Origin of the sequence: Microbacterium sp. SD291, assembly GCF_017355365.1 — a bacterium.
GTDB lineage: Bacteria > Actinomycetota > Actinomycetes > Actinomycetales > Microbacteriaceae > Microbacterium.
This window is the reverse complement of sequence record NZ_JADIJR010000018.1, coordinates 21,574-43,871: the sequence shown is the minus strand read 5'-3', so window position 1 is coordinate 43,871 and position 22,298 is coordinate 21,574. Positions and strand designations below refer to the sequence as shown.

At 68.3% G+C, this 22,298-nt stretch carries 21 protein-coding genes; 6 read left to right on the top strand and 15 right to left on the bottom strand.

Features of this window, described 5'->3' with window-relative positions; translation table 11 throughout:
- Positions 1 to 6: 6 nt before the first annotated feature.
- On the top strand, positions 7 to 705 hold the full coding sequence (locus IPV10_RS11245) for a trimeric intracellular cation channel family protein (protein WP_207483856.1): 699 nt from the start codon (positions 7 to 9) through the stop codon (positions 703 to 705).
- A 29-nt stretch (positions 706 to 734) separates the two neighbouring features.
- Here the strand turns inward: IPV10_RS11245 and leuA are convergent, their stop codons facing one another.
- Entirely contained in the window at positions 735 to 2,489 is a 1,755-nt protein-coding gene (gene leuA / locus IPV10_RS11240; protein WP_207483854.1) for a 2-isopropylmalate synthase, read from the bottom strand.
- Positions 2,490 to 2,684: 195 nt separating this feature from the next.
- Between leuA and IPV10_RS11235 the strand changes: the two genes are divergently transcribed.
- Positions 2,685 to 3,329 carry a hypothetical protein gene (locus IPV10_RS11235; RefSeq protein WP_242684887.1) on the top strand — a complete coding sequence of 215 codons (645 nt, stop codon included), beginning with the start codon at positions 2,685 to 2,687 and terminating at the stop codon, positions 3,327 to 3,329.
- Between the two features lie 22 nt (positions 3,330 to 3,351).
- On the opposite strand, the gene IPV10_RS11230 is transcribed toward IPV10_RS11235, so the two are convergent.
- The 14 genes from IPV10_RS11230 to lepA form a co-directional block, all read right to left on the bottom strand.
- On the bottom strand, positions 3,352 to 3,834 hold the full coding sequence (locus tag IPV10_RS11230; RefSeq protein ID WP_207483850.1) for a hypothetical protein: 483 nt from the start codon (positions 3,832 to 3,834) through the stop codon (positions 3,352 to 3,354).
- Positions 3,831 to 4,811, bottom strand: coding sequence for a hypothetical protein (locus IPV10_RS11225; protein ID WP_207483848.1), 981 nt, complete (start codon positions 4,809 to 4,811; stop codon positions 3,831 to 3,833). The genes IPV10_RS11230 and IPV10_RS11225 overlap by 4 nt, the downstream gene beginning before the upstream one ends.
- Positions 4,804 to 5,331: an RNA polymerase sigma factor gene (locus IPV10_RS11220; protein WP_207483846.1), complete on the bottom strand. Its 528-nt coding sequence runs from the start codon at positions 5,329 to 5,331 to the stop codon at positions 4,804 to 4,806. The genes IPV10_RS11225 and IPV10_RS11220 overlap by 8 nt, the downstream gene beginning before the upstream one ends.
- 48 nt (positions 5,332 to 5,379) lie before the next feature.
- Positions 5,380 to 6,276 carry a GTPase Era gene (era, locus tag IPV10_RS11215; RefSeq protein ID WP_207483844.1) on the bottom strand — a complete coding sequence of 299 codons (897 nt, stop codon included), beginning with the start codon at positions 6,274 to 6,276 and terminating at the stop codon, positions 5,380 to 5,382.
- Entirely contained in the window at positions 6,269 to 7,564 is a 1,296-nt protein-coding gene (locus tag IPV10_RS11210; RefSeq protein WP_207483842.1) for a hemolysin family protein, read from the bottom strand. The genes era and IPV10_RS11210 overlap by 8 nt, the downstream gene beginning before the upstream one ends.
- Positions 7,561 to 8,019, bottom strand: coding sequence for an rRNA maturation RNase YbeY (gene ybeY / locus IPV10_RS11205; RefSeq protein WP_207483840.1), 459 nt, complete (start codon positions 8,017 to 8,019; stop codon positions 7,561 to 7,563). Before ybeY ends, IPV10_RS11210 begins: the two co-directional genes overlap by 4 nt.
- Positions 8,020 to 8,035: 16 nt before the next feature.
- Positions 8,036 to 9,061 (bottom strand): PhoH family protein, encoded by a 1,026-nt coding sequence (locus IPV10_RS11200; protein WP_242684899.1) that lies wholly within the window; start codon positions 9,059 to 9,061, stop codon positions 8,036 to 8,038.
- A 79-nt stretch (positions 9,062 to 9,140) separates the two neighbouring features.
- Entirely contained in the window at positions 9,141 to 9,491 is a 351-nt protein-coding gene (locus tag IPV10_RS11195) for an HIT domain-containing protein (protein ID WP_207483836.1), read from the bottom strand.
- A 56-nt stretch (positions 9,492 to 9,547) separates the two neighbouring features.
- Positions 9,548 to 10,276 carry a 16S rRNA (uracil(1498)-N(3))-methyltransferase gene (locus IPV10_RS11190; protein ID WP_207483833.1) on the bottom strand — a complete coding sequence of 243 codons (729 nt, stop codon included), beginning with the start codon at positions 10,274 to 10,276 and terminating at the stop codon, positions 9,548 to 9,550.
- 4 nt (positions 10,277 to 10,280) lie between these two features.
- Positions 10,281 to 11,396: a molecular chaperone DnaJ gene (dnaJ, locus tag IPV10_RS11185; RefSeq protein ID WP_207483831.1), complete on the bottom strand. Its 1,116-nt coding sequence runs from the start codon at positions 11,394 to 11,396 to the stop codon at positions 10,281 to 10,283.
- Between the two features lie 37 nt (positions 11,397 to 11,433).
- Positions 11,434 to 12,465 (bottom strand): heat-inducible transcriptional repressor HrcA, encoded by a 1,032-nt coding sequence (gene hrcA / locus IPV10_RS11180; protein WP_207483829.1) that lies wholly within the window; start codon positions 12,463 to 12,465, stop codon positions 11,434 to 11,436.
- A gap of 75 nt (positions 12,466 to 12,540) precedes the next feature.
- On the bottom strand, positions 12,541 to 13,779 hold the full coding sequence (hemW, locus tag IPV10_RS11175; protein WP_207483827.1) for a radical SAM family heme chaperone HemW: 1,239 nt from the start codon (positions 13,777 to 13,779) through the stop codon (positions 12,541 to 12,543).
- Between the two features lie 31 nt (positions 13,780 to 13,810).
- Positions 13,811 to 14,464: a DUF1990 family protein gene (locus IPV10_RS11170; protein WP_207483825.1), complete on the bottom strand. Its 654-nt coding sequence runs from the start codon at positions 14,462 to 14,464 to the stop codon at positions 13,811 to 13,813.
- Between the two features lie 73 nt (positions 14,465 to 14,537).
- The gene (gene lepA, locus IPV10_RS11165) at positions 14,538 to 16,391 is read right to left on the bottom strand and encodes a translation elongation factor 4 (RefSeq protein WP_207483823.1); all 1,854 of its coding nucleotides are present in this window, start codon (positions 16,389 to 16,391) and stop codon (positions 14,538 to 14,540) included.
- Between the two features lie 240 nt (positions 16,392 to 16,631).
- On the opposite strand from lepA, the gene IPV10_RS11160 reads away from it, so the two are divergent.
- The 4 genes from IPV10_RS11160 (at position 16,632) to IPV10_RS11145 (ending at position 22,290) form a co-directional block, all read left to right on the top strand.
- Positions 16,632 to 17,615, top strand: a complete 984-nt coding sequence (locus tag IPV10_RS11160; RefSeq protein WP_207483820.1) for an ABC transporter permease — start codon at positions 16,632 to 16,634, stop codon at positions 17,613 to 17,615.
- The gene (locus tag IPV10_RS11155) at positions 17,615 to 18,532 is read left to right on the top strand and encodes an ABC transporter permease (RefSeq protein ID WP_207483817.1); all 918 of its coding nucleotides are present in this window, start codon (positions 17,615 to 17,617) and stop codon (positions 18,530 to 18,532) included. Before IPV10_RS11160 ends, IPV10_RS11155 begins: the two co-directional genes overlap by 1 nt.
- A complete protein-coding gene (locus tag IPV10_RS11150; RefSeq protein WP_207483814.1) occupies positions 18,529 to 20,460 on the top strand; it encodes an ABC transporter ATP-binding protein in 1,932 nt (643 codons plus the stop codon). Before IPV10_RS11155 ends, IPV10_RS11150 begins: the two co-directional genes overlap by 4 nt.
- Positions 20,461 to 20,577: 117 nt before the next feature.
- On the top strand, positions 20,578 to 22,290 hold the full coding sequence (locus IPV10_RS11145; protein WP_207483811.1) for an ABC transporter family substrate-binding protein: 1,713 nt from the start codon (positions 20,578 to 20,580) through the stop codon (positions 22,288 to 22,290).
- Positions 22,291 to 22,298: the final 8 nt, after the last annotated feature.

Here is a 22,298-nt window from a genome sequence, read left to right as displayed (position 1 = left end):
GGACGGGTGACCGAACCGCTCTTCACCATTCCGCTGTGGGCGGACCTTCTCGGCGTCGGGCTCGGCGGAGTGCAGGGTGCGATGTTCGCCTCGGGATTCCAGGGGCAGCGGCGCCTCGACTGGCTGGGCGTCGCCATCATCGGCATCATGATCGGGATGGGCGGCGGCCTCATCCGCGACATCCTGCTCGGCCTTCCGCCCGCGTCGCTGAAGAGCGACTGGTACCTGGTGACGGCTGCGGGTGCGTCGCTGTTCGGGATGCTGCTGGCCGGGCTGTTCAACCGGCTCAACAAGGTCATCGTCGTTCTCGACGCCGTCGTGATCGGCATGTTCGGCGCGTTCGGCACCAGCAAGGCGATCGCGTTCGGCATCCCGCCGGTGCCGGCCGTCTTCATCGGCGCGTGCGCGGCAGTGGGCGGAGGCGTGCTCCGCGACATGCTGATGGGCCTGCCGACGGCCATCATGCACGTCGGCTCCCTCTATGCGGTGGCTGCCGGCGCCGGCTGCGCCTTCATCGTCGTCGCGAACAGCCTCGGCATGCCGATCACGATCGCCGCGGTCATCGGCATCATCCTCACCGCCATCATCCGCGTGCTCGCGGTCAGCTTCGACGTGTCGCTGCCGGAGCAGCGTCGGCTGTACCGGCGGAAGGTCGCCGCCGAGACCTCGGCGATCGACATCATCCGGACCGAACCCGGTCGCTGAGCACGCCGGCTCAGCGACCGGGTCGGGCGTCAGACGGCGGCGAGCTCCTGCTGGCGGGTGCGGATCGAGCGGTTCACACCCGAGACGATGGCCTTCAGCGACGCCGTGGAGATGTCGCCGTCGATGCCGACGCCCCACAGGCGCTGATCGCCGACCTGCAGCTCTACATAGGCGGCCGCCTGGGCGTCGCCGCCGGCGCTGAGAGCGTGCTCGACGTAGTCGTAGACGGTGATGTCGAAGCCCTGCGCGCGCAGCACCTCGACGAACGCCGCGACCGGGCCGTTGCCGGACTCGGCGACCGCGAGCTGCTGCTCGTCGTCGCGGAGCACCACGTCGAGCACGACCTCGCCGGACATGTCGCTGCGGGTCTGCGTGGCGAGCAGCTCGAAGCGGCCCCACTTCGCGGCGGTGTCGTTCGCGGGCAGGTACTCGTCGGAGAAGATCGACCAGATCTGCTCGCTCGTGACCTCGCCGCCGTCGGCATCCGTCTTGGCCTGGACCACCCCGGAGAACTCGATCTGGAGCTTGCGCGGCAGGTCGATCGCGTGGTCGGCCTTCAGCAGGTAGGCGACGCCGCCCTTGCCGGACTGGGAGTTCACGCGGATGACCGCCTCGTACGAGCGACCCAGGTCCTTCGGATCGATGGGCAGGTACGGAACCGCCCACTCGATCTCGTCGACCGTGACGCCCTCCGCGGTCGCGCGGGCCTCCATCGCCTCGAAGCCCTTCTTGATCGCGTCCTGGTGCGATCCGCTGAACGCGGTGAAGACCAGGTCTCCGGCCCACGGGCTGCGCTCGGGGACGGGCAGCTGGTTGCAGTACTCGACCGTCCGCTTGACCTGGTCGATGTCGCTGAAGTCGATCTGCGGGTCGATGCCCTGCGTGAACAGGTTGACGCCGAGGGCGACGATGTCGACGTTGCCGGTGCGCTCGCCGTTGCCGAACAGGCAGCCCTCGATGCGGTCGGCGCCTGCCATGTAGCCGAGCTCGGCGGCGGCGATGGCCGTGCCGCGGTCGTTGTGCGGGTGCAGCGACAGGATGACGTTCTCGCGGTGAGCGAGACGGCGGCTCATCCACTCGATCGAGTCGGCGTACACGTTCGGCGTCGCCATCTCGACGGTGGCCGGCAGGTTGATGATGACCTTGCGATCGGGGGTCGGCTCGAAGATCTCGATGACCTGGTTGCATACGTCGACGGCGAACTCGAGCTCGGTGCCGGTGTAGCTCTCCGGGGAGTACTCGTAGTACACCTGCGTGTCCGGGATGGTCTTCTCGAACCTGCGGCACAGACGCGCGCCCTCGAGCGCGATATCGATGATGCCCTGCTTGTCGGTGCGGAACACGACCTCGCGCTGCAGCACGCTGGTGGAGTTGTAGAGGTGCACGATCGCCTGCTTCGCGCCGGCGATCGACTCGTAGGTCCGCTCGATGAGGTGCTCGCGCGCCTGGGTCAGGACCTGGATCGTGACGTCGTCCGGGATCAGGTTCTCTTCGATGAGCTGGCGCACGAAGTCGAAGTCGGTCTGGCTCGCCGACGGGAACCCGACTTCGATCTCCTTGTAGCCCATGCTCACGAGCAGCTCGAACATGACGCGTTTGCGCTCGGGGGACATCGGGTCGATGAGCGCCTGGTTGCCGTCGCGGAGGTCGACGGCGCACCAGCGGGGCGCCTCGGTGATGCGCTTCGTGGGCCAGGTGCGATCCGGCAGGTCGACGCGGATCTGCTCGTGGAAGGGCCGGTACTTATGGACGGGCATCGCAGACGGACGCTGATTGTTCTTCATGATGGGCTTCTTCTCTTCGTCAGGAGTGTGTACGGGCCAACACAAGCGCCGCGACGAGGAAGGCCCTAGCTATCAGGACTCGTCGCGGCAGCTAAGAAGAAGCAGACCGCCGAAAGGCATGCGGCCATGGTAGCAGGGATGCCGGCGGGTTCCACGCGCGTCGAGACGATCCGCGGATCGCGGACACTGTCAGTCATGAGCACATCGCGCACCCGCCTGCTTCTCGCCGCCGCCTCCGTCCTCGCACTCGCCGCCCTGAGCGGATGCGCGTCGGGCCCCGGCTCCGTCGCCCCGACCAGCACGAGCGTCCCCGCGGACCAGCGGCTGGAATCCGCGCAGCCGGCCCCGCCGGAGGGGCGTCTGATCGGGGTGGGGACCGTGCTCGACGTGGCGGGCGATGCGCAGCTGTGCCTCGGCGCCATCGCCGAGTCCTATCCGCCGCAGTGCTCGGGCATCCCGCTCGACGGCTGGAGCTGGGAGGGGCTGGACGGCAGCGAGACGAGCGGGGAGACCACCTGGGGCTCGTATGCCGTGTACGGCACCTACGACGGCGAGCGGTACACGGTGACCGACCAGCCGGTCATGCTCGCGCTCTACGATCCGATCCGCCCGGAGGACCCGGCCGACGGGGTCGACGGCACCACGCCGGAGGACGAGCTCACCCGCGTGCAGGACGACATCGCTGCGCGGCTGGGACCGGCCGCACTGACGCTGTGGTCCGAGCGCGGGTACGTCTGGCTCCACGTGGTGTGGGACGACGGAACGATCCAGGATGCCGTGGATGCCGAGTACGGCGAGGGCGTGGTCCTCGTCACCTCGGCCCTGCGCGAGGTCGACTGACCGCCGGATCGGCGCGAGCGCCTCAGAAGACGCAGCGGAGGTTGGTCGCGGTTCCGTACACGTTCGTCCAGCCTCCGGCCCATGCCGTGGCGAGGACCGTGGTGCCGTTGCGTGCCTGCGTGTAGCCGGACGAGCGGGCGTTCGCGAGCGACCGCGTCCGGAACGACGAGGGGATCGCGTGGATTCCGCAGGTGCTGAAGGTGAGCACCGAACCAGTGAGCGACTGGCCCGAGTACGCGCAGATCCGTCCCGTTGCGCAGGGACCGACGGCCGCCATGCTCGCGACTCCGATCGAGGACTCCGGCACGATCAGTTCCATGCCCAGTTCCGGCCACACCGCGTGCGTGGCGTCGAGGAGCACCCCGCCGGGCACTTCCGCCATCATCTCGACGATCTGCGGGTCGGCATCCGCCCACCCGCCCGTCTCGGCCGAGGCCGGCGCAGCCGTCGCCCCGGCGAACAGCAGCCCGACGACGACGGAGACCAGCACCCGCATGCGCGTCATTCGACCAGCCCTTCGTCCACGTCCCACATGCGGTACGAGATGATGGAGCCGGCGGAGATGACTCCCTCGTCGACGAGGCTGGTGCGTTCGATGCCGACGATGCGTCCGGTGTCCTCGGAGATGAGCAGCACATCGGCGGCGGCGTCATCAGGGGACAGCACGCGCAGGCCCGAGACCGCGCGGCCCAGACGATCGGTGCCGGCGCCGAGAGGCTGTGCGCCCTTCGCCTCCGACAGGATCGCCAGCAGCTGCTGCTCCTGGGCGTTCGTCAGCGTCCACTGCTCGAGGATCGCCGTCGCACTGGAGACCACGTCGTACGCGGTCGGCTCCTCCGGGAGTCCGAACGCCGTGAGCGCAGCGAGGATCTCGTCCCGAGAGTCACCGGGGAGGTCCACCACGGGGGTGCCGAACTCCCCCGCCTTGATCAGCAGGTCGGTCGTGACGACGCCGGTGCTGGTGACCTCTGCGCCGGCGTTCGCGGCGGCATCCGCCGGGTCGTACGCCTCTCCCGCGACGATGGTCAACCGTCCGGAGAGATCGGGTTCCCAGCTCACGGTCGTGAGCTCGGGCACCACGACGGAGTCCGCGGTGTCTCCGTCGAAGTGGAACGCCCATGTCGCGGAGCGCACCGACCGGATGGGCTCCGCCGGTCCGGCCGCCACGGAGAGGTCCGTATGCGCGGCCTCGAGGATGTCCGCGACGCTGCCGGCGTCCGCGAAGTCCAGCGGACGCGGTGTGCCGGCGACGGCACCGCCGTGCGGCACCAGCACTGCGACGGCCAGGGCGGCCGCCGCGGCGGCTCCTGCAAGACCGGTCGCCCATCGGACGGCGATCGGCGATCGGCGGCGCGGCCCGGATGCCTTCCGGATGATCCGGTCGCGGGTCATCAGCGCGGCGGCATCCGGCTTCGAATCGCGCGGAGTGCGCGCAGGATCCGCCTCTGTGAGCATTCGCTCGAGCACGGCGCTCTCAGCCATCTCCGTCACTCGCCCCCTCCAGGCCCAGCTCCGCACGCAGCCGTCGCTGCGCGCGATGCAGTGTGATTCGCACTCTCGAACGGGACCGGCGAATCAGATCCGCGATCTCCCCCACGGCCAGCCCGTCCCAGTACGTGAGCATGATGATACGCCGCTCGGCCGGTGTGAGGACACCCAAAGCTCTCAGGACTCTCGCCCGCTCCGCCCGGTCGGGCGGCTCCGATTCGCCTGACATCCCCTGGTGCACGGCATCGAGCGCCGTCAGACGGGTGGTCGAGCGGCCGTTGCGCGAATTCAGCGCGCGCTCGGCCACGCGCAGCAGCCAGGTGCGATCCATCGGCTTCTTCGGGTTCAGACGGTGCCAGACGACGAGGAACACCTCCGAGACGAGTTCGGTGACCTCGGCGTCGTCGTCGACGACGCATTCGATGTGACGCCGGACCGATGCCCAGTTCTCATCGAAGACGCGGGAGAAGACCTCGTTGCGCAGCGAGTTCGGGTCTTCGCTGCCGGCGTTCATGCCGCTGCGGTCGGCGGCCTCGCCACCGTCGTCGTGTCGGTCGGCATGTCAGAACCCGAGCCGGCCGAGCTGCTTGGGGTCGCGCTGCCACTCCTTGACCACCTTCACGTGCAGCCCGAGGAACACCCGCGTGCCGAGCAGCTCCTCCACCCCGGCTCGTGCGCGCGCTCCGACGTCGCGCAGGCGCTTTCCCTTGTGGCCGATGATGATCGCCTTCTGGCTGTCCCGCTCGACGACGATGGAGGCGTGCACGTCGGTGAGGTCGCTGTTCTCGCGCGGCGCGATGTCGTCGACGACCACCGCGATCGAGTGCGGCAGCTCGTCCCGCACGCCGTCGAGAGCCGCTTCGCGGATGATCTCCGCGATGCGGTCCTCCTCGGACTCGTCCGTGGTGATGCCCTCCGGATAGAGAGCGGGGCCCTTCGGCATGAGCTGGAGGATCTCGTCCGAGAGGACGTCGAGCTGATCGTTGGTGAGTGCGGAGAGCGGGATCACGGCAGCCCAGTCCTCGCGCAGCGCGTCCACCTCCAGCAGCCGCGCCGTGATGTCGTCGCGGCCGGCCGCATCGGTCTTCGTCACGATCGCGAGCTTCTTCGCCCGCGGATAGCCGTCGAGGGACGCCGCGATCCGGCGATCGCCCGGTCCGACCTTCTCCGTCGCCGGCACGCAGAAGCCGATCACGTCGACGTCGCCGAGGACCTGATCGACCAGATCGTTCAGCCGCTCGCCGAGAAGAGTGCGCGGCTTGTGGATGCCGGGGGTGTCGACGATCACGAGCTGCCCCTCTGGGCGGTTGACGATTCCCCTGATCGCGCGGCGCGTGGTCTGCGGCTTGTCGCTGATGATCGCGATCTTCTCACCGACCAGCGCGTTGGTGAGCGTGGACTTGCCCACGTTCGGCCGACCCACGAAGGTCACGAATCCGCTTCGCGTCTGCTCAGTCATCGTTTCGTTCTCCCTCAGGCTCTGCCGTCTCCGTGTCGTGCGCCGCCCGCTCGACGAACACGGTGGCGATCCCGCGACCTCGGCCACGGGACGCACCGCCGGTGAGCACGAGCCCCTCGACCATGGCCGCAGCACCGGGCTGGGGCACCTGGCCGAGAGCCTTCCCGAGCAGTCCGCCGATGGAGTCGACGTCCTCATCCTCGAGCTCGAGCCCGAACAGATCGCCGACGTCCTCCAGCGAGAGTCGGGAGCTCACGCGGTAACGTCCGTCGCCGAGATCAACGACCTCAGCCGACACCTGATCGTACTCGTCCGCGATCTCCCCGACGAGTTCCTCGATCAGGTCCTCGAGTGTCACGAGGCCGGAGATGCCGCCGTGCTCGTCGATCACGAGGCAGACGTGCACGGCATCGCGCTTCATCTGCTGGAGCAGGGTCTCCGCGCGCATGGATTCAGGGACGAAGGTCGCCGGACGCGAGATCGGGCCGATCGACGCGGTGCGCCAGGCGCTCTCGTCGCGGAACGCGAACTGCACGAGGTCCTTCAGATACAGCACGCCGACGACGTCGTCCGCCTCGTCGTCGACGACCGGCATCCGGGAGACGCCGCGGTTGAGGAAGAGCGCCATGGCCTCGCTCGTGGTGGCGGTGGCGTCGACCGTCACCATCTCGGTCCGCGGCACCATCACCGCGCGGACGAACTGGTCGGTGAAGTCGAAGACGGAGTGGATGAGATCGCGGTCGTCCTCCTCGATGAGATCGTTCGAGGCGGCCTCGTCGACCATGCTGAGCAGCTGCTCCTCTGAGGTGAACGAACTCCGCCCCGCACCGGGGGTGACGCGGTTTCCGAGCAGCACGAGCCCCTGGGCGAGCGGGCCGAGAATGATGCGGACGCTCCGCACCACCGGGGCGTTCGCGCGCAGGATCCCGTCGGCGTGCTGCCTGCCGAACGTCCGCGGGCTCGCGCCGACGAGGACGAAGGTGATGCCGGTCATCAGCACCGCCGCGGCCAGCATCGCCCACCAGATGCTGTCGAACAGGTTGGAGAAAGCGACCGTGACGAGAACCGCCGCCGTCGTCTCCGCGAGCACGCGGATGAAGGCGACGGCGTTGACGTGCGCGTCCGGGTCTGCGGCGATGCGCGCCAGCTGGCGCGCATGGCGCCCCTCGGATCCCATCTCCTCGAGGTCGGAGCGGGAGTTCACCCCGAAAGCGGCGTCGATCGCGGCCATCAGGCCGCCGAACGCGACGAGCAGTACTGCTCCGACGAGGAGGAAGGCCGTCGTCATCGCCGGCGTTCGGAGGCGGCGAAGCCCGCGATGAGCTCCTTCTGCAGCCCGAACATCTCGCGCTCCTCCTCCGGCTCGGCGTGGTCGAAGCCGAGAAGGTGCAGCAGGCCGTGCGTCGTCAGCAGGATGAGCTCGTCCATCAGGCTGTGCCCGGCGGCCTGAGCCTGGGTCTCGGCGACCTGCGGGCACAGCACGATGTCGCCGAGCAGCCCCGGCGCGGTCGGGCGGTCCTCGGTGCCAGGTCGCAGCTCGTCCATCGGGAAGCTCAGCACATCGGTCGGCCCGGGCTCGTCCATCCACTGCACATGCAGCGCCTCCATGGCGCCCTCGTCGACGAGCACGATCGCGACCTCGGCATCAGGGCTGACGTGCAGCTGCGCGAGGTTGAGGTCGGTGAGTCGCTGCAGCACGGTCTCGTCGACATCGATGGCCGACTCGTTGTTGATCTCGATCATGCCAGTGCTCGTTTCATCATGAGAGGCCTCGTTTCGGCATCCGGTCGCGGGGTCCTGGTCGCGCGGCCCCTCGGCGCTCAGCCCGGTTGGCGAACTCAGCCGCCTGCTCGCGCTCGAACCGCTGCGACGTGCGGCGCTCGTCGTACTCGCTGTACGCGTCGACGATCCGGCCGACCAGCGAGTGCCGCACGACGTCGTCGCTGGTCAGACGGGAGAAGTGGATGTCGTCGATGTCGTCGAGCACGCGCGTCACCAGCCGAAGGCCGGATGCGCCCTGCGGCAGGTCGACCTGCGTGATGTCGCCGGTGACGACCATCTTGGTGCCGAAGCCGAGACGCGTGAGGAACATCTTCATCTGCTCAGGCGTCGTGTTCTGCGCCTCGTCGAGGACGACGAAGGAGTCGTTCAGCGTGCGGCCGCGCATGTACGCCAGCGGGGCGACCTCGATGGTCCCCGTCGCCATCAGGCGCGGCACGATCTCGGGGTCCATCATCTCGTTGAGCGCGTCGTACAGCGGGCGCAGGTACGGGTCGATCTTGTCGTTCAGCGTGCCGGGAAGGAACCCCAGCCGCTCGCCCGCCTCGACTGCGGGGCGGGTGAGGATGATCCGGGAGACCTCCTTGCGCTGCAGCGCCTGCACGGCCTTGGCCATGGCGAGGTAGGTCTTGCCGGTGCCGGCGGGGCCGATGCCGAACACGATCGTGTTCTCCTCGATCGCGTCGACGTACTCCTTCTGCCCGAGCGTCTTCGGCCGGATGACCTTGCCGCGGGTGGAGAGGATCGCCTCGCCGAGCACCTCGCTCGGTCGCGGACCGCCCTCCTGGCGGAGGATGCGCGCGGAGCTCGCCACGTCGCTCGGGGCGAGGTCGTAGCCACCCTTGGTCATCGTCAGCAGCTCCTCCACCAGATCCTTCGCCTTCGCCACGGCGCCCTTCGAGCCGCTCAGGGTGATCTCGTTCCCCCGCACGAGCACCTGCACGTCGCGGTGCTCCTTCTCGAGCATCCGCAGCAGGCGGTCCTGCGGGCCGAGCAGCTGCACCATGGCGACGCCGTCCGCATAGATCTTCTCGACGGTCTCCGGCGGCTGCGGCGTGAGGCTGCGCTCTTCGGGGATGCTGTCCTCAGGCACCGAGGCTCTTCTCGCTCAGTCCGCCGCCCAGCACATGCGCGTGGACGTGGAAGACGGTCTGCCCGGCGTTGGCGCCGGTGTTGAAGACGAGACGGAAGTCGCCGTCGTCGGTGTGCTCGGCGGCGAGCCGACCTGCGAAGGCGATGAGCTCCGCGAGCAGACCGGGGTCGCCTGCGGCGAGCTCGGCCACGTCGCGGTACTCCTCGGTCTTCGGGATCACGAGCAGGTGCACCGGCGCCTTCGGCGCGATGTCACGGATCGCGAAGAGGCGCTCGGTCTCGCCGAGGATCTCGCCGGGGATGTCCCCGTTCAGGATGCGCGTGAAGATCGAGGGTTCCGTCATGTCTCCAGCTTAGTTGGGTCGCCCAGCCGCTCGGCGGGCGGTCCGGATCGCAGAGATCACCAGCGTCCGAGCGCGACGTTCAGCACCGCGATCGCCGCAGGCCCTGCCGTGGAGGTCCGCAGCACGGTGTCCCCGAGCAGCACCCGTTCGGCGCCCGCCTTCGACAGCCGCTTCAGCTCGTCGTCGGCGATGCCGCCTTCGGGGCCGACGACCAGGACGATGTCGCGCTCGTCCGGGTTGAGGTCCGACAGTCTGATCGTCGCGGTGGGGTCGAGAAGCAGCAGCCGCTGCGACGCGGCGCGCTCGGCGAGCTGCGCGGTCGACACGGGGGCCGTCACCTCCGGCACCCAGGCACGATGTGCCTGCTTGGCGGCTTCGCGCACGATCGCCGCCCACCGTTCGCGCCCCTTGACCGCCTTCGGTCCCTCCCAGCGCGAGATGCTGCGGCTCGCCTGCCAGGGCACGATCTCGTCGACGCCGAGCTCGCAGGCGGCCTGCACCGCGAGTTCGTCCCTGTCGCCCTTCGCGAGCGCCTGCACCAGCACGAGGCGCGACGGAACCGGGTCGGCGACGCGCCGCTCCGTGATCCGCACGTCGACGCGGACGGCCGAGACGTCCTCGACGAGTCCTGCCAGCCACACGCCGGCGCCGTCGCCGATGGTCACCGCCTCGCCGACGCGCAGACGCCGAACGACCGCGGCGTGCTTCGCCTCGGCGCCGGTCAGCGAGACGACGTCTCCGACGGCGGCCTCGGACGAGGATTCGACCACGAAGTGCAGTGCCATGGGCTCAGTGCGTGCGGAAGCGGTCGCGGAGCTTGGAGAACAGCCCCTGCTGGAACTGCGCGAGCTGGGGCCCAGGCGCCTTGGTCTTCTTCGCGAAGTCCTCGATGAGCTTGCGCTGCGCCGAGTCCAGCTTCGTCGGTGTCAGCACCTGCACGCCGACGCGGAGATCGCCGCGCTGGGTGCCGCGCAGCGGCGTGATGCCGCGGCCCCGGATGGTGAGCACGTCGCCGGACTGCACGCCGGCGCGGATCTCGAGGTCCACCTCGCCGTCGAGTCCGTCGATGGAGGTCTCGGTGCCGAGGATCGCGTCCGTCATCGACACCTCGAGCGTCGCCAGCAGATCGTCGCCGTCACGGCTGAAGGCGGGATGCGGGTTCACCGACACCTCGACGTACAGGTCGCCGTTCGGCCCGCCGGCCTTGCCGACCTCACCGGAGCCGGGCAGCTGCAGGCGCAGCCCCGTCTCCACGCCCGCCGGGATGTCGAGCGAGACGGTGCGGCGCGAGCGCACGCGGCCCTGGCCGGCGCAGGTGCCGCAGGGGTACGGGATCGTGGTGCCGTAGCCCTCGCAGGTGCCGCACGGCTGGGAGGTGATCACGTTGCCGAGGAGGCTGCGCACCTGACGCTGCACGTGCCCGGTGCCGCCGCAGATGTCGCAGGTGACGGGCGAGGTGCCCTCCTGGCAGCACGAGCCCTGGCAGGTCTCGCAGAGCACCGCGGTGTCGACCTCGATGTCGCGGTGGGCGCCGAACACGACGTCGCCGAGCTCGAGCGTCACGCGCACCAGGGCGTCCTGTCCGCGTTCGCGCCGGGAACGAGGGCGTCCGCCGCGCCCGCCGCCCTGCGCCGTCCCGAAGAAGGTCTCGAAGATGTCGCCGAAGCCGCCGAAGCCGCCGAAGTTGCCTGCTGCTCCGTCGCCGCCGCCCATGTCGTAGCGACGGCGGGACTCGTCGTCGCTGAGCACGTCGTAGGCGTGGGTGACCAGCTTGAACCGCTCGGCGGCGTCATCGCCAGGGTTCACGTCCGGGTGCAGCTGGCGCGCCAGACGCCGGTATGCCTTCTTGATCTCGTCGATGGAAGCGTCCCGGGAGACCCCGAGAACCTCATAGTGGTCCGCCACAATGGCCCTTCTGCGTCGTGTTTCCAGGGCGTCCGCGTCAGCGGCTCGCCTCGTCCTCGTCGAGCATCCGCGACAGATAGCGGGCCACGGCCCGCGCCGCCGCGAGATTGCTCGGGTAGTCCATCCGGGTCGGGCCCATCACGCCCACCCGTGCGGTGCCGCTGGGTGCGGCGTAGTTGCTGGCGACGATGGACGCCTCGCCGAGCCCGAAAGGCGCGTTCTCGGTGCCGATGCTGGCGGCGAGGCCATGCGCATCGGTCTCCATCTCGCTCATCAGCCGCAGCAGCGTCACCTGCTCCTCGATGGCCTCGAGGAGCGGATGGATGCTGCCGCGGAAATCCTGCTCGCGGCGCGCGAGGGTCGCGGCTCCCGCCATCACGAGCCGCTCCTGCCTGAACTCGCCGAGCTCGTCGACGATGATCGCGGCGAGAGTCCGCAGAGCCGCATCCCGCGCCTGCTCCTCGGCGGCGAGAAGGCTCTCCAGCCGTTCGGCCGCATCACTCACCGCACGACCCGTGATGAGCGCGGACAGGCGAGCGCGCAGCAGCGCCATGTCGGACTCGTCGACCTCGACCGGCAGCGGCGCCAAGCGCTGGGAGACGCCGCCGGCGTCTGTGACGAGCACGATCAGCAGCCGGTTCGGCGCGAGCGCCACGAGTTCGAGGTGCGTCAGGTGGGCGCGAGCGAACGACGGGTACTGCGCCAGGGCGACCTGACCGGTGAGCCTCGTGAGCACGCGCACCGTCCGCGCCATCAGGTCGTCGAGGTCGGCGGGGTCCGCGAGGAACGACTCGATGGCGGTGCGCTGGGCGGAAGAGAGCGGCCGCAGCTGCGCGAGGTGGTTGACGAAGACCCGATAGCCCTTGTCTGTGGGCACCCGGCCGGAGGAGGTATGCGGCGCGGTGATGAGCTCCTCGTCCTCGAGGAGGGCCATGTCGTTGCGGATCGTCGCCGCCGACACGCCGAACGAGTAGCGGTCGACGATCGAGCGGCTGCCGACGGGCTCGTGGGTCTCGACGTAGTCCTGCACGATCGCGCGGAGCACCTGAAGTCCTCGTTCGCTGACCATCGCAGCTCCTCCCGTCTGGCACTCACTGGTTTCGAGTGCCAATTCTACCCGTCGCCCCGGGCGAGGGCCTGCAGGTCAGTCGGTGAGCTCGCGGACGACGGCATCCGCCAGCAGCCGCCCGCGCAGCGTGAGCCGGACCCGGCCGCGTAGCGCGGCCGCGGCGTCGACGAGTCCGTCCGCGATGAGACCCGCCACGCGACTGCGCTTCGACTGCGGGAGATCGTCGACCGGAATGCCCTCGCTGATGCGGCTGAGCAGCAGGATCCGCTCGAGCATCCGCGACTCGGCGTCGGGGCGCTCCGTGCCCGCGGCGGGCGACTCCGCTGCGGCGAGTCGCTGCGCGTAGGCCGCCGGATGCTTCACATTCCACCAGCGCAGACCCGCGACGTGGCTGTGCGCGCCCGGGCCGAAGCCCCACCAGTCGCTGCCGCGCCAGTAGGCGAGATTGTGCCGGGAGCGATTGTCCCGCTGGGTCCCTGAGCCGGTCGAAGGGCGCGCCCAGTTGCTGACCTCGTACCACTCGAACCCGGCGGCGGCGAGCCGCGCGTCGGCGAGCTCGTACATGTCGGCCTGGACGTCGTCGTCGGGGGTCGGCACCTCACCCCGCCGGATCTGCCTGGCGAGCTTGGTGCCGTCCTCGATGATCAGCGCGTAGGCCGAGATGTGGTCGGAGTCGAGCGCGAGGGCCGCGTCGAGCGAGGCCTCCCAGTCGCCGAGCGTCTCCCCCGGCGCTCCGTAGATCAGGTCGACGCTCACGGCGAGTCCTGCGTCCTTCGCCGCCGCGACCGCCGTCGTCACGTTCTCCGGACGATGGGTGCGATCGAGCGCGGCGAGCACGTGCGGCACGGCGGACTGCATGCCGATCGAGAGCCGATTCACGCCGGCGTCGGCGAGGGTGCGGACGACCTCCGGCGTCACCGTGTCGGGGTTGGCCTCGACAGTGACCTCGGCGCCGTCCGCGAGTCCGAATGCGGATGCCGCGGCGTCCAGCATCCTGGCGAGGTCTCCGGCCGGCAGCAGCGTCGGCGTCCCGCCGCCGAAGAAGACGGTGTCCATGGGGCGGATCGCACCCGCATCGGCGAGCACCCGGCGCGCCATGTCGATCTCGGCGATCAGGGTGGACGCGTAGTCCTCCTGCTTCGCTCCGCGGAGCTCACCGGACGTGTAGGTGTTGAAGTCGCAGTAGCCGCAGCGCACGCGGCAGAACGGCACGTGCAGATAGGCGGAGAACGGCACGGCGACGTCGATCGGGAGATCCGCCGGCAGCCGGCCGTCTGCGGGGGCCGGATCGCCGAGCGGGAGCGGGCCGGCCATCAGAGCGGACCCGCGATCGAAGCACGCGGCATCAGACCGGCGTCGCGTACAGCGGCGAGATCGCTCGCAGGTAGCGGGCGAAGAGCTCGCGGCGACGCCTCTTCACGAGCGCGGGGATCGTCCGGTAGAGCAGCGCGTTCGGGGCGTCGAACGCGCGGACCGTGAACCAGACCTCGTCGTTGTCCTCGCGCCAATCCAGGTCGAACGACTCCTCCCCGCTGACCACGGAGCCGCCGACCGTGCCGAGCACGAAGCCCACGCGGCGCTTGTCCTCGGTGACCGAGATCACGCGCATCTCGGCATCCGCGCGCATGCCGCCGACGCGTCCCTTGAGGTGCAGGGTCATCCCCGGCCCCGCGAACGGGGTGCCTTCCGCGTCGAAGCGCTGCTCGACGTCGCGCCTGCTCGGCGAGACCGCGTTGCCCTCGGCATCGAAGCTCACGCCGGCGTAGGCGGGGCCGGATGCCGGCCGCACATCCTCGACGCTCAGACCGGCGGCGCGCTGCGCCGTCCATGACAGCAGTGCCTCACCGGCGCTCTGGAACCTCTCGGCGCCGCTGCCGATGCGCCAGGATTCCTCCGCCGGGATGCTGCGCTCCGGGGGGTACTGCATCAGATCCGGGGCGTGGGTCGCACCCACGGCCGCATAGTCCACCGTGTCGTCTCGGAAAGTCCCGCGCCGCATGACACCCAGACTACTTGGCGTTCCCTGAGCGAACACTCCCCCGCGCCGTGCGAGGTCACATCACCGCCCTGCGCTACTTCTTGTCCTTGCCGTCGACGTCGCCGGAGAGCGCGGCGATGAACGCCTCCTGGGGCACCTCGACGCGACCGACCATCTTCATGCGCTTCTTGCCCTCCTTCTGCTTCTCGAGGAGCTTGCGCTTGCGGGTGATGTCACCGCCGTAGCATTTCGCGAGCACGTCCTTGCGGATCGCGCGGATGGTCTCACGGGCGATGATTCGCGCACCGATCGCGGCCTGGATCGGCACCTCGAACTGCTGGCGAGGGATGAGCTTGCGCAGCCGCTCCGCCATCATGGTGCCGTAGGCGTACGCCTTCTCGCGGTGCACGATCGAGCTGAACGCGTCGACCTTCTCGCCCTGGAGCAGGATGTCGACCTTCACGAGGTCGGCCTCCTGCTGACCGGACGGCTCGTAGTCGAGCGACGCGTACCCCTGGGTCTTCGACTTCAGCTGGTCGAAGAAGTCGAAGACGATCTCGCCGAGCGGCATGTTGTAGCGCAGCTCGACGCGCTCCTCTGAGAAGTACTCCATGCCCAGCAGCGTGCCGCGGCGGGACTGGCAGAGCTCCATCACTGTGCCGACGTAGTCCTTGGGCAGTAGGATCGCCGTCTTCACCATGGGCTCGGACACCGAGCCGATCCGGCCGTCCGGGTACTCGCTGGGGTTCGTGACCGTCACGGTCTCACCGGTGTCCGAGGTCAGCACCTCGTAGATCACGCTCGGTGCGGTGGTGATGAGGTCGAGGCCGAACTCGCGCTCGAGGCGCTCGGTGATGATCTCGAGGTGCAGGAGTCCGAGGAAGCCGCAGCGGAACCCGAAGCCGAGCGCGACCGACGTCTCCGGCTCGTACTGCAGCGAGGCGTCGGAGAGCTTGAGCTTATCGAGAGCCTCGCGGAGTTCGGCATAGTCGCTGCCGTCGATCGGGTAGATGCCCGAGAAGACCATCGGCTTCGGGTCGGTGTAGCCGGGCAGGGCCTGGGTGGAGGGCTTGCGCGCCGTGGTGATGGTGTCGCCGACCTTCGACAGGCGGACGTCCTTCACACCGGTGATCAGGTAGCCGACCTCGCCGACGCCGAGTCCCTTGGAGGGCACCGGCTCCGGGCTCGAGACTCCGACTTCGAGCGCCTCGTGGGTCGCTCCGGTCGACATCATCTGGATCCGCTCGCGCGGCGAGAGGCTGCCGTCGACCATGCGGACGTAGGTGACCACGCCGCGGTAGGCGTCGTAGACGGAGTCGAAGATCATGGCGCGGGCGGGCGCATCGGCATCCCCGACAGGCGCCGGGATCTCCCTGACCAGGCGGTCGAGCAGCTCCTCGACGCCGACGCCCGTCTTCCCCGAGACGCGCAGCACGTCCTCCGGCCTGCCTCCGATGAGGGACGCCAGCTCCTTGGCGTACTTGTCCGGGTCCGCTGCCGGCAGGTCGATCTTGTTCAGCACCGGGATGATGTGGAGGTCGTTCTCGAGCGCCAGGTAGAGGTTCGCGAGGGTCTGCGCCTCGATGCCCTGCGCGGCGTCGACCAGGAGGATCGCGCCCTCGCAGGCGGCCAGCGACCGGGAGACCTCGTAGGTGAAGTCGACGTGACCGGGAGTGTCGATCATGTTGAGCGCGAAGGTCTCGCCCTCGATCTGCCACGGCATCCGCACCGCCTGGCTCTTGATCGTGATGCCGCGCTCGCGCTCGATGTCCATGCGGTCGAGGTACTGCGCCCGCATGTCGCGGTCGGAGACCACCCCGGTGATCTGGAGCATGCGGTCGGCGAGCGTCGACTTGCCGTGGTCGATGTGGGCGATGATGCAGAAATTGCGGATCTGCGCAGCCGGTGTCGAGGCAGGCTGAAGCGGGGTGAGAGCGCGTGGTGACATGTCCACACGATTCTACGGTCAGGGGGCGCCAATCCTCGATTCCGCGGAACCGGTGATAGTCTCGCGAAGTTGCCCGGGAGCGATCAGTGACACTGAATCCCGAGAGCGATACGACTCAGTCACAGACCAAGTGGGAGCGTCGCGTCGCGCAAGACGGTGGATGGTGATTGAATATCCACCCGACCCAGCGTTGCGTCGGCAGATCCCGCGCGCGTCTGTAGAAGAGAAAGAATCACACCCTTGATCAAGTATCTGTTGCGCCGCCTGCTCGGGTGGTTGCTGATGATCGTCGTGGCGACGAACATCACCTACTTCCTCGCGTGGCTGTATCTCGACCCGGAGAACAACTACGTCGGCCGCCGCCCTCCTCTCTCGCAGGAGCAGATCGACAACCTGCTCCGTCCCCGCAACCTGAGCGAGTCGGTCCCTCTCATCGAACGATGGTGGACCTGGTTCTCCGGCATCCTGTTCCGCTGGGACTGGGGCATGGGTCCGACCGGCGAGTCCGTGAACGAGCAGGTCGCCTACCGGGTCTGGGTCAGCGCTGAGCTGGTCCTGGGTGCGACGATCCTCACGACCGTCCTCGGCATCGGGCTCGGCGTGTACACCGCCTCCCGCCAGTACAAGCTCGCCGACCGGATCGGCCAGGGCACCAGCATCATCACGATGAACATCCCGACCGTCGTCGCCGGATTCGCGCTCGTGCTGCTCGCCATCAACTTCAACAACCTCGTCGGCACGACCGTCTTCTACGTCGTCGGCTCGTCCAGTCAGGGCGTCGAGGGCTTCTTCCCCGTGCTGATAGACGTGCTCCAGCATCTGACGCTGCCGACTCTCGGTCTCGTGCTCACCGGCTACGCGTCGATCCACTTCCTGCAGCGCTCGCTGCTGCTCGACAACATCAAGGCCGACTACGTGCGCACCGCGCGCGCCAAGGGCCTCACCAAGCAGCAGGCGATCCGCAAGCACGCGCTTCGGACGTCGCTCATCCCGGTGACGACGCAGGTCGCCTTCACCATCCCGGCCGTGTTCACCGGCGCCGTGCTCACCGAGTCCATCTTCAACTGGAACGGCATGGGCAGGTACTTCATCCAGACACTGAACAACAACGACATCCACGGCACGGTCGCCGTCGCCGCGTTCGGTGCCCTCATGACGGCGATCGGCGCCATCCTCGCCGACGTGACCGTCGTCGTCCTCGATCCGAGAGTGCGGGTGAGCTGATGTCCCTCGAAACCATCGGGGTGTCCCCCGAGATCGGCCAGAAGCCGAAGAACCGCAAGCGCACGTCGATGCTGACGCTCTACACGCGACGCTTCCTGCGCAACCGCGGTGCGGTGCTCGGCGTCGTCGTGCTGGCGCTGCTCGTGCTCTTCGCGATCGTCGGCCCGCTCATCTCCCCGTACAGCCACACGGATCTCGACTTCCTGTCGCTGCGCAAGGGCCCGTCGGCCGATCACTGGTTCGGCACCAACGGCTCCGGCAACGACAACTTCGCGCAGGTCGCGGTCGGTCTGCAGCGCTCCATGATGATCGCGGTGCTCGTCGCCGTCGGCATCACCGCGCTGTCCGCGATCGTCGGCGCGACCGCCGCGTACTTCGGCGGCGTCTACGAGCGCATCATGGTGACCATCATCCACTTCATGATGGTCATCCCGAACTTCCTGATCCTCGCGATGATCTCGAACGACGCCGGCGGCAACTGGCTCGTGATCTCGCTCGTGATGATCTTCGTCGTGGGATGGTTCTTCCCCGCCCGCATCATCTGGACGCTCTCGCTCTCCCTCCGCGAACGCGAGTACATCCACGCCGCGCGCTACGCCGGACTCTCCGGCATGCGCATCGTGATCAGGCACATGCTCCCGAACATCGGCTCGCTGCTCGTGATCAACTTCACGCTCGGCGTCGTGTCGGCCGTGCTCACCGAGACGGCGCTGTCGTTCCTCGGCTTCGGCGTGAAGCTGCCCGACGTCTCGCTGGGTGCCCTCATCGGCTACGGATCGAGCACTCTCGTCAGTGCCCCGTGGCTGTTCTACTTCCCCGCCGCGGCGCTCACGCTGCTGACCGTGTCGATGGCTCTCATCGCCGACGGCCTGCGCGACGCCCTGGATCCGACCTCGGCGGCTGGAGGTCGCGCATGAGTACTGTTCTCTCCGTCCGCGATCTGAAGGTCAGCTTCCCGTCCGAGGCGGGAAGGGTGGATGCCGTCCGCGGCGTCTCCTTCGACCTGGAGGCCGGGAAGACCCTCGGCATCGTCGGCGAGTCCGGCTCGGGCAAGTCGGTCACGTCGCTCGCGATCATGGGCCTCCTGGACGACAACGCCAAGGTCACCGGATCGATCGTCTTCGACGGCAAGGAGCTGATCGGGCAGACCGACAAGCAGCTCTCCATGATCCGCGGCAACGGCATGGCGATGGTCTTCCAGGACCCGCTGACGTCGCTCACGCCGGTGTTCACGATCGGCGACCAGCTGATCGAGGCGCTCACGGTGCACCGGCGGCTCTCCGCGAAGGAGGCCTGGAGCAGATCGGTCGAGCTGCTCAAGCTCGTCGGCATCCCCGAGGCCGAACGCCGGATGAGGTCGTTCCCGCACGAGTTCTCCGGCGGCATGCGCCAGCGCGTCGTGATCGCGATCGCGATGGCGAACGACCCGAAGCTGATCATCGCCGACGAGCCCACCACGGCTCTCGACGTCACGATCCAGGCGCAGATCCTGGACCTGATGGCCAAAGCGCAGGACGAGACCGGCGCCGCGATGATGATGATCACGCATGACATGGGCGTCGTGGCGAAGACCGCCGACGACGTGCTCGTGATGTACGCGGGCAAGCCCGTGGAGCATGCACCCGTCCGCGAGCTGTTCTACCGGACGCGGATGCCGTACTCGATCGGCCTGCTCGGCGCCATCCCGCGCGTCGACAAGACGGAGAAGGTCCCGCTGATCCCCATCAAGGGGAATCCGCCGCTCCTGATCAACCTGCCGGACGCGTGCCCGTTCGCCTCGCGGTGCCCGATCGTGATGGACGCCTGCCTCCAGCGGGAGCCCGATCTGCTGCCGGTCGCCACCGGCGGGCACTCCGATCACACCGTGGCGTGCATCCGCGCCGACGACATCGACGATGACGGCCGGATCGGCGGACTGCCGGTCTACCCGGTGCCGGAGATCCCCGAGAGCAGACTCAACCAGGTGCCCCGCGAGGAGCGCCCGATCACTCTCGAGGCGGTGAACCTCAGCAAGACCTTCCCGCTCATGAAGGGCGCGCTGTTCAAGCGCAAGGTCGGCGAGGTCCACGCGGTCAAGGGCATCAGCTTCGACATCCGCCAGGGCGAGACGCTCGCCATCGTCGGCGAGTCCGGCAGCGGCAAGACGACGACCCTGCTGCAGATCATGGACCTCGTCAAGCAGCAGGACGGCGACATCCGCATCGCCGGCACCAGCGTCGCGGACATCAGGAACCGCGCGCAGGAGCGCCAGCTCCGCCGGGACCTGCAGATCGTCTTCCAGGACCCGATGGGCGCTCTCGACCCGCGCATGACGGTGTGGGACATCATCGCCGAGCCGATGTTCGCGATCGGCATGAGCAAGGACGACGTGTTCGACCGCGTCGAGGAGCTCATGGGCCTGGTCGGACTCGACCCGGCCCACAGCGATCGATTCCCGACGGCGTTCTCCGGCGGTCAGCGGCAGCGCATCGGCATCGCGCGCGCCCTGTCGACCAACCCGAAGATCGTGGTCCTCGACGAGCCCGTCTCGGCGCTCGACGTGTCGATCCAGGCCGGCGTGATCAACCTTCTCGACGAGCTCAAGGCCAAGCTCGGCCTGTCCTATCTCTTCGTGGCGCACGACCTCGCCGTGATCCGGCACATCGCCGATCGCGTGGCCGTGATGTACAAGGGATCGTTCGTGGAGCACGGCGACGTCGACCAGGTCTTCGACGATCCTCAGCACCCGTACACGAAGGCGCTGCTCTCGGCCATCCCGATCCCGGATCCGGATATCGAGCGGACGCGTGAGCGGATCATCCTCCCCGTGGAGGGCTTCGACGCGGCGGCGGTTCCCGCCAACTGACCCGCGGACAATTGTGCACAGTCCGATAACGGTTCTGTGCGCAATGCGATTCGCGCGCGAGGGGCGGAGATAGTCTGCCCCTATCCCAAGTAAGGCCGACAGGCACTAAGGAGTACCATGAAACGGCATCAGAAGCTGATGGGCATCGTCGCTCTCGGCGGCGCCTTCGCACTCGCCATGAGCGGATGTGCACCAGCAGGCGACGGCGGCAACGGCGGAGCGGGCGAAGGCCCCCAGACAGTCGAAGGAGCTGACTACAACCCCCAGCCCCGCGAGAACCTCGAAGCCGGCGGCGAGCTGCGCATCCCCGTCTCGAACATCGCGGAGCAGCTCAACTACTTCCACGGTGACGGCGACGCGCGTGTCACGCAGATCGGCACCTGGTTCCGGCCGCAGATCCTGCTCATGAAGCCGGACGGCACCGTCTACAAGAACGACGCCTACCTCGACGACTATTCCTTCGGCGTGGAGGACGGCAAGACCGTCCTGCACTTCAAGATCAACGAGAAGGCTGTCTGGAACGACGGCACCCCGATCGATGTCACCGCTTTCGAGGCGACCTGGAAGGCCCAGAACGGCGAGGACGAGGCTTACCAGCCCAACGCGACCGACGGCTGGAAGGAAATCGAGTCCGTCGAGGCCGGCGAGAACGAGCGCGACGTCATCGTCACCTTCAAGGGCGAGTTCGCCTGGCCCGAGATGGTCTACTCGCAGCTGCTGCACCCGGCTGTCAACACGCCTGAGCTGTTCAACACCGCCTTCCTCGGCGACTGGCACCCGGAGTGGGCTGCCGGTCCCTACACGGTCGACAACTTCGACAAGACCGGTGGCGTCGTCACGCTCGTCCCGAACCCGAAGTGGTGGGGCAACGAGCCGCTGCTCGACAAGGTGAGCTTCATCCAGATGGAGCCGACCGCCGCCGTCAACGCGCTGCGCAACGACGAGGTCGACATGGCCGAGACCGGCAGCGCCGAGCTGCTCGCTCAGGTCGAGGACCTCAAGGGCGTCAAGACCTACAAGGGTCAGGCGACTGCGAACGCCATCTTCACGCTGAACGCGGCGAACCCGGCTCTGACCGAGCTCGACGTGCGCAAGGCCATCTTCTCTGCGATCAACATCGAGCAGGTCAAGGAGATCGTCTTCAACGGCCTGAACTACACCGAGGAGCCCGCCGGTTCGCTGACGCTCTTCTCGTTCCAGCCCGACTACGTGAACGCGCTGGAAGAGGCCGGTCGCAAGGACGGCGACGCCGAGGGTGCCAACAAGCTCCTCGACGACGCGGGCTGGGTCGCCGGTGCTGACGGAATCCGCGAGAAGGACGGCAACCGCCTGGAGCTCGTCTTCCCGGTCCACTCCGACACCGAGACCGCGCGCGCGCGTTCGCTCGCGGTGCAGGCGCAGCTGAAGGAGATCGGCGTCGGCGTGACGATCGACACCCGCCCGTCGGCGGACTTCGCTGAGGACTACACCACGCAGAACGGTGACATCTTCTTCCTCAACTTCACGTCGTCCGACCCGTTCGGTGCTGCCTGGTTCTGCCAGCTGTACTGCTCGGACAGCGGCCTGAACCTGTCCGGCACGGGCACCGAGGAGATCGACAAGATGATCCACGACGAGCTCGAGACCATCTCCGACCCGGTCGAGCAGACCAAGAAGGCCATGGAGATGGAGTCCGAGATCTTCGCCAAGACCTGGGGCATCATCCCGGTCCTCAACGGCCCGGAGATCTGGACCGTCAAGGAGGGTCTCGCGAACCTCACGCCCGAGCCCTACGTGGGTCTCGACCTCTTCGGCATCCAGCCGGTGGAGAACGTGGGCTTCGAGAAGTAAGCCTTCTC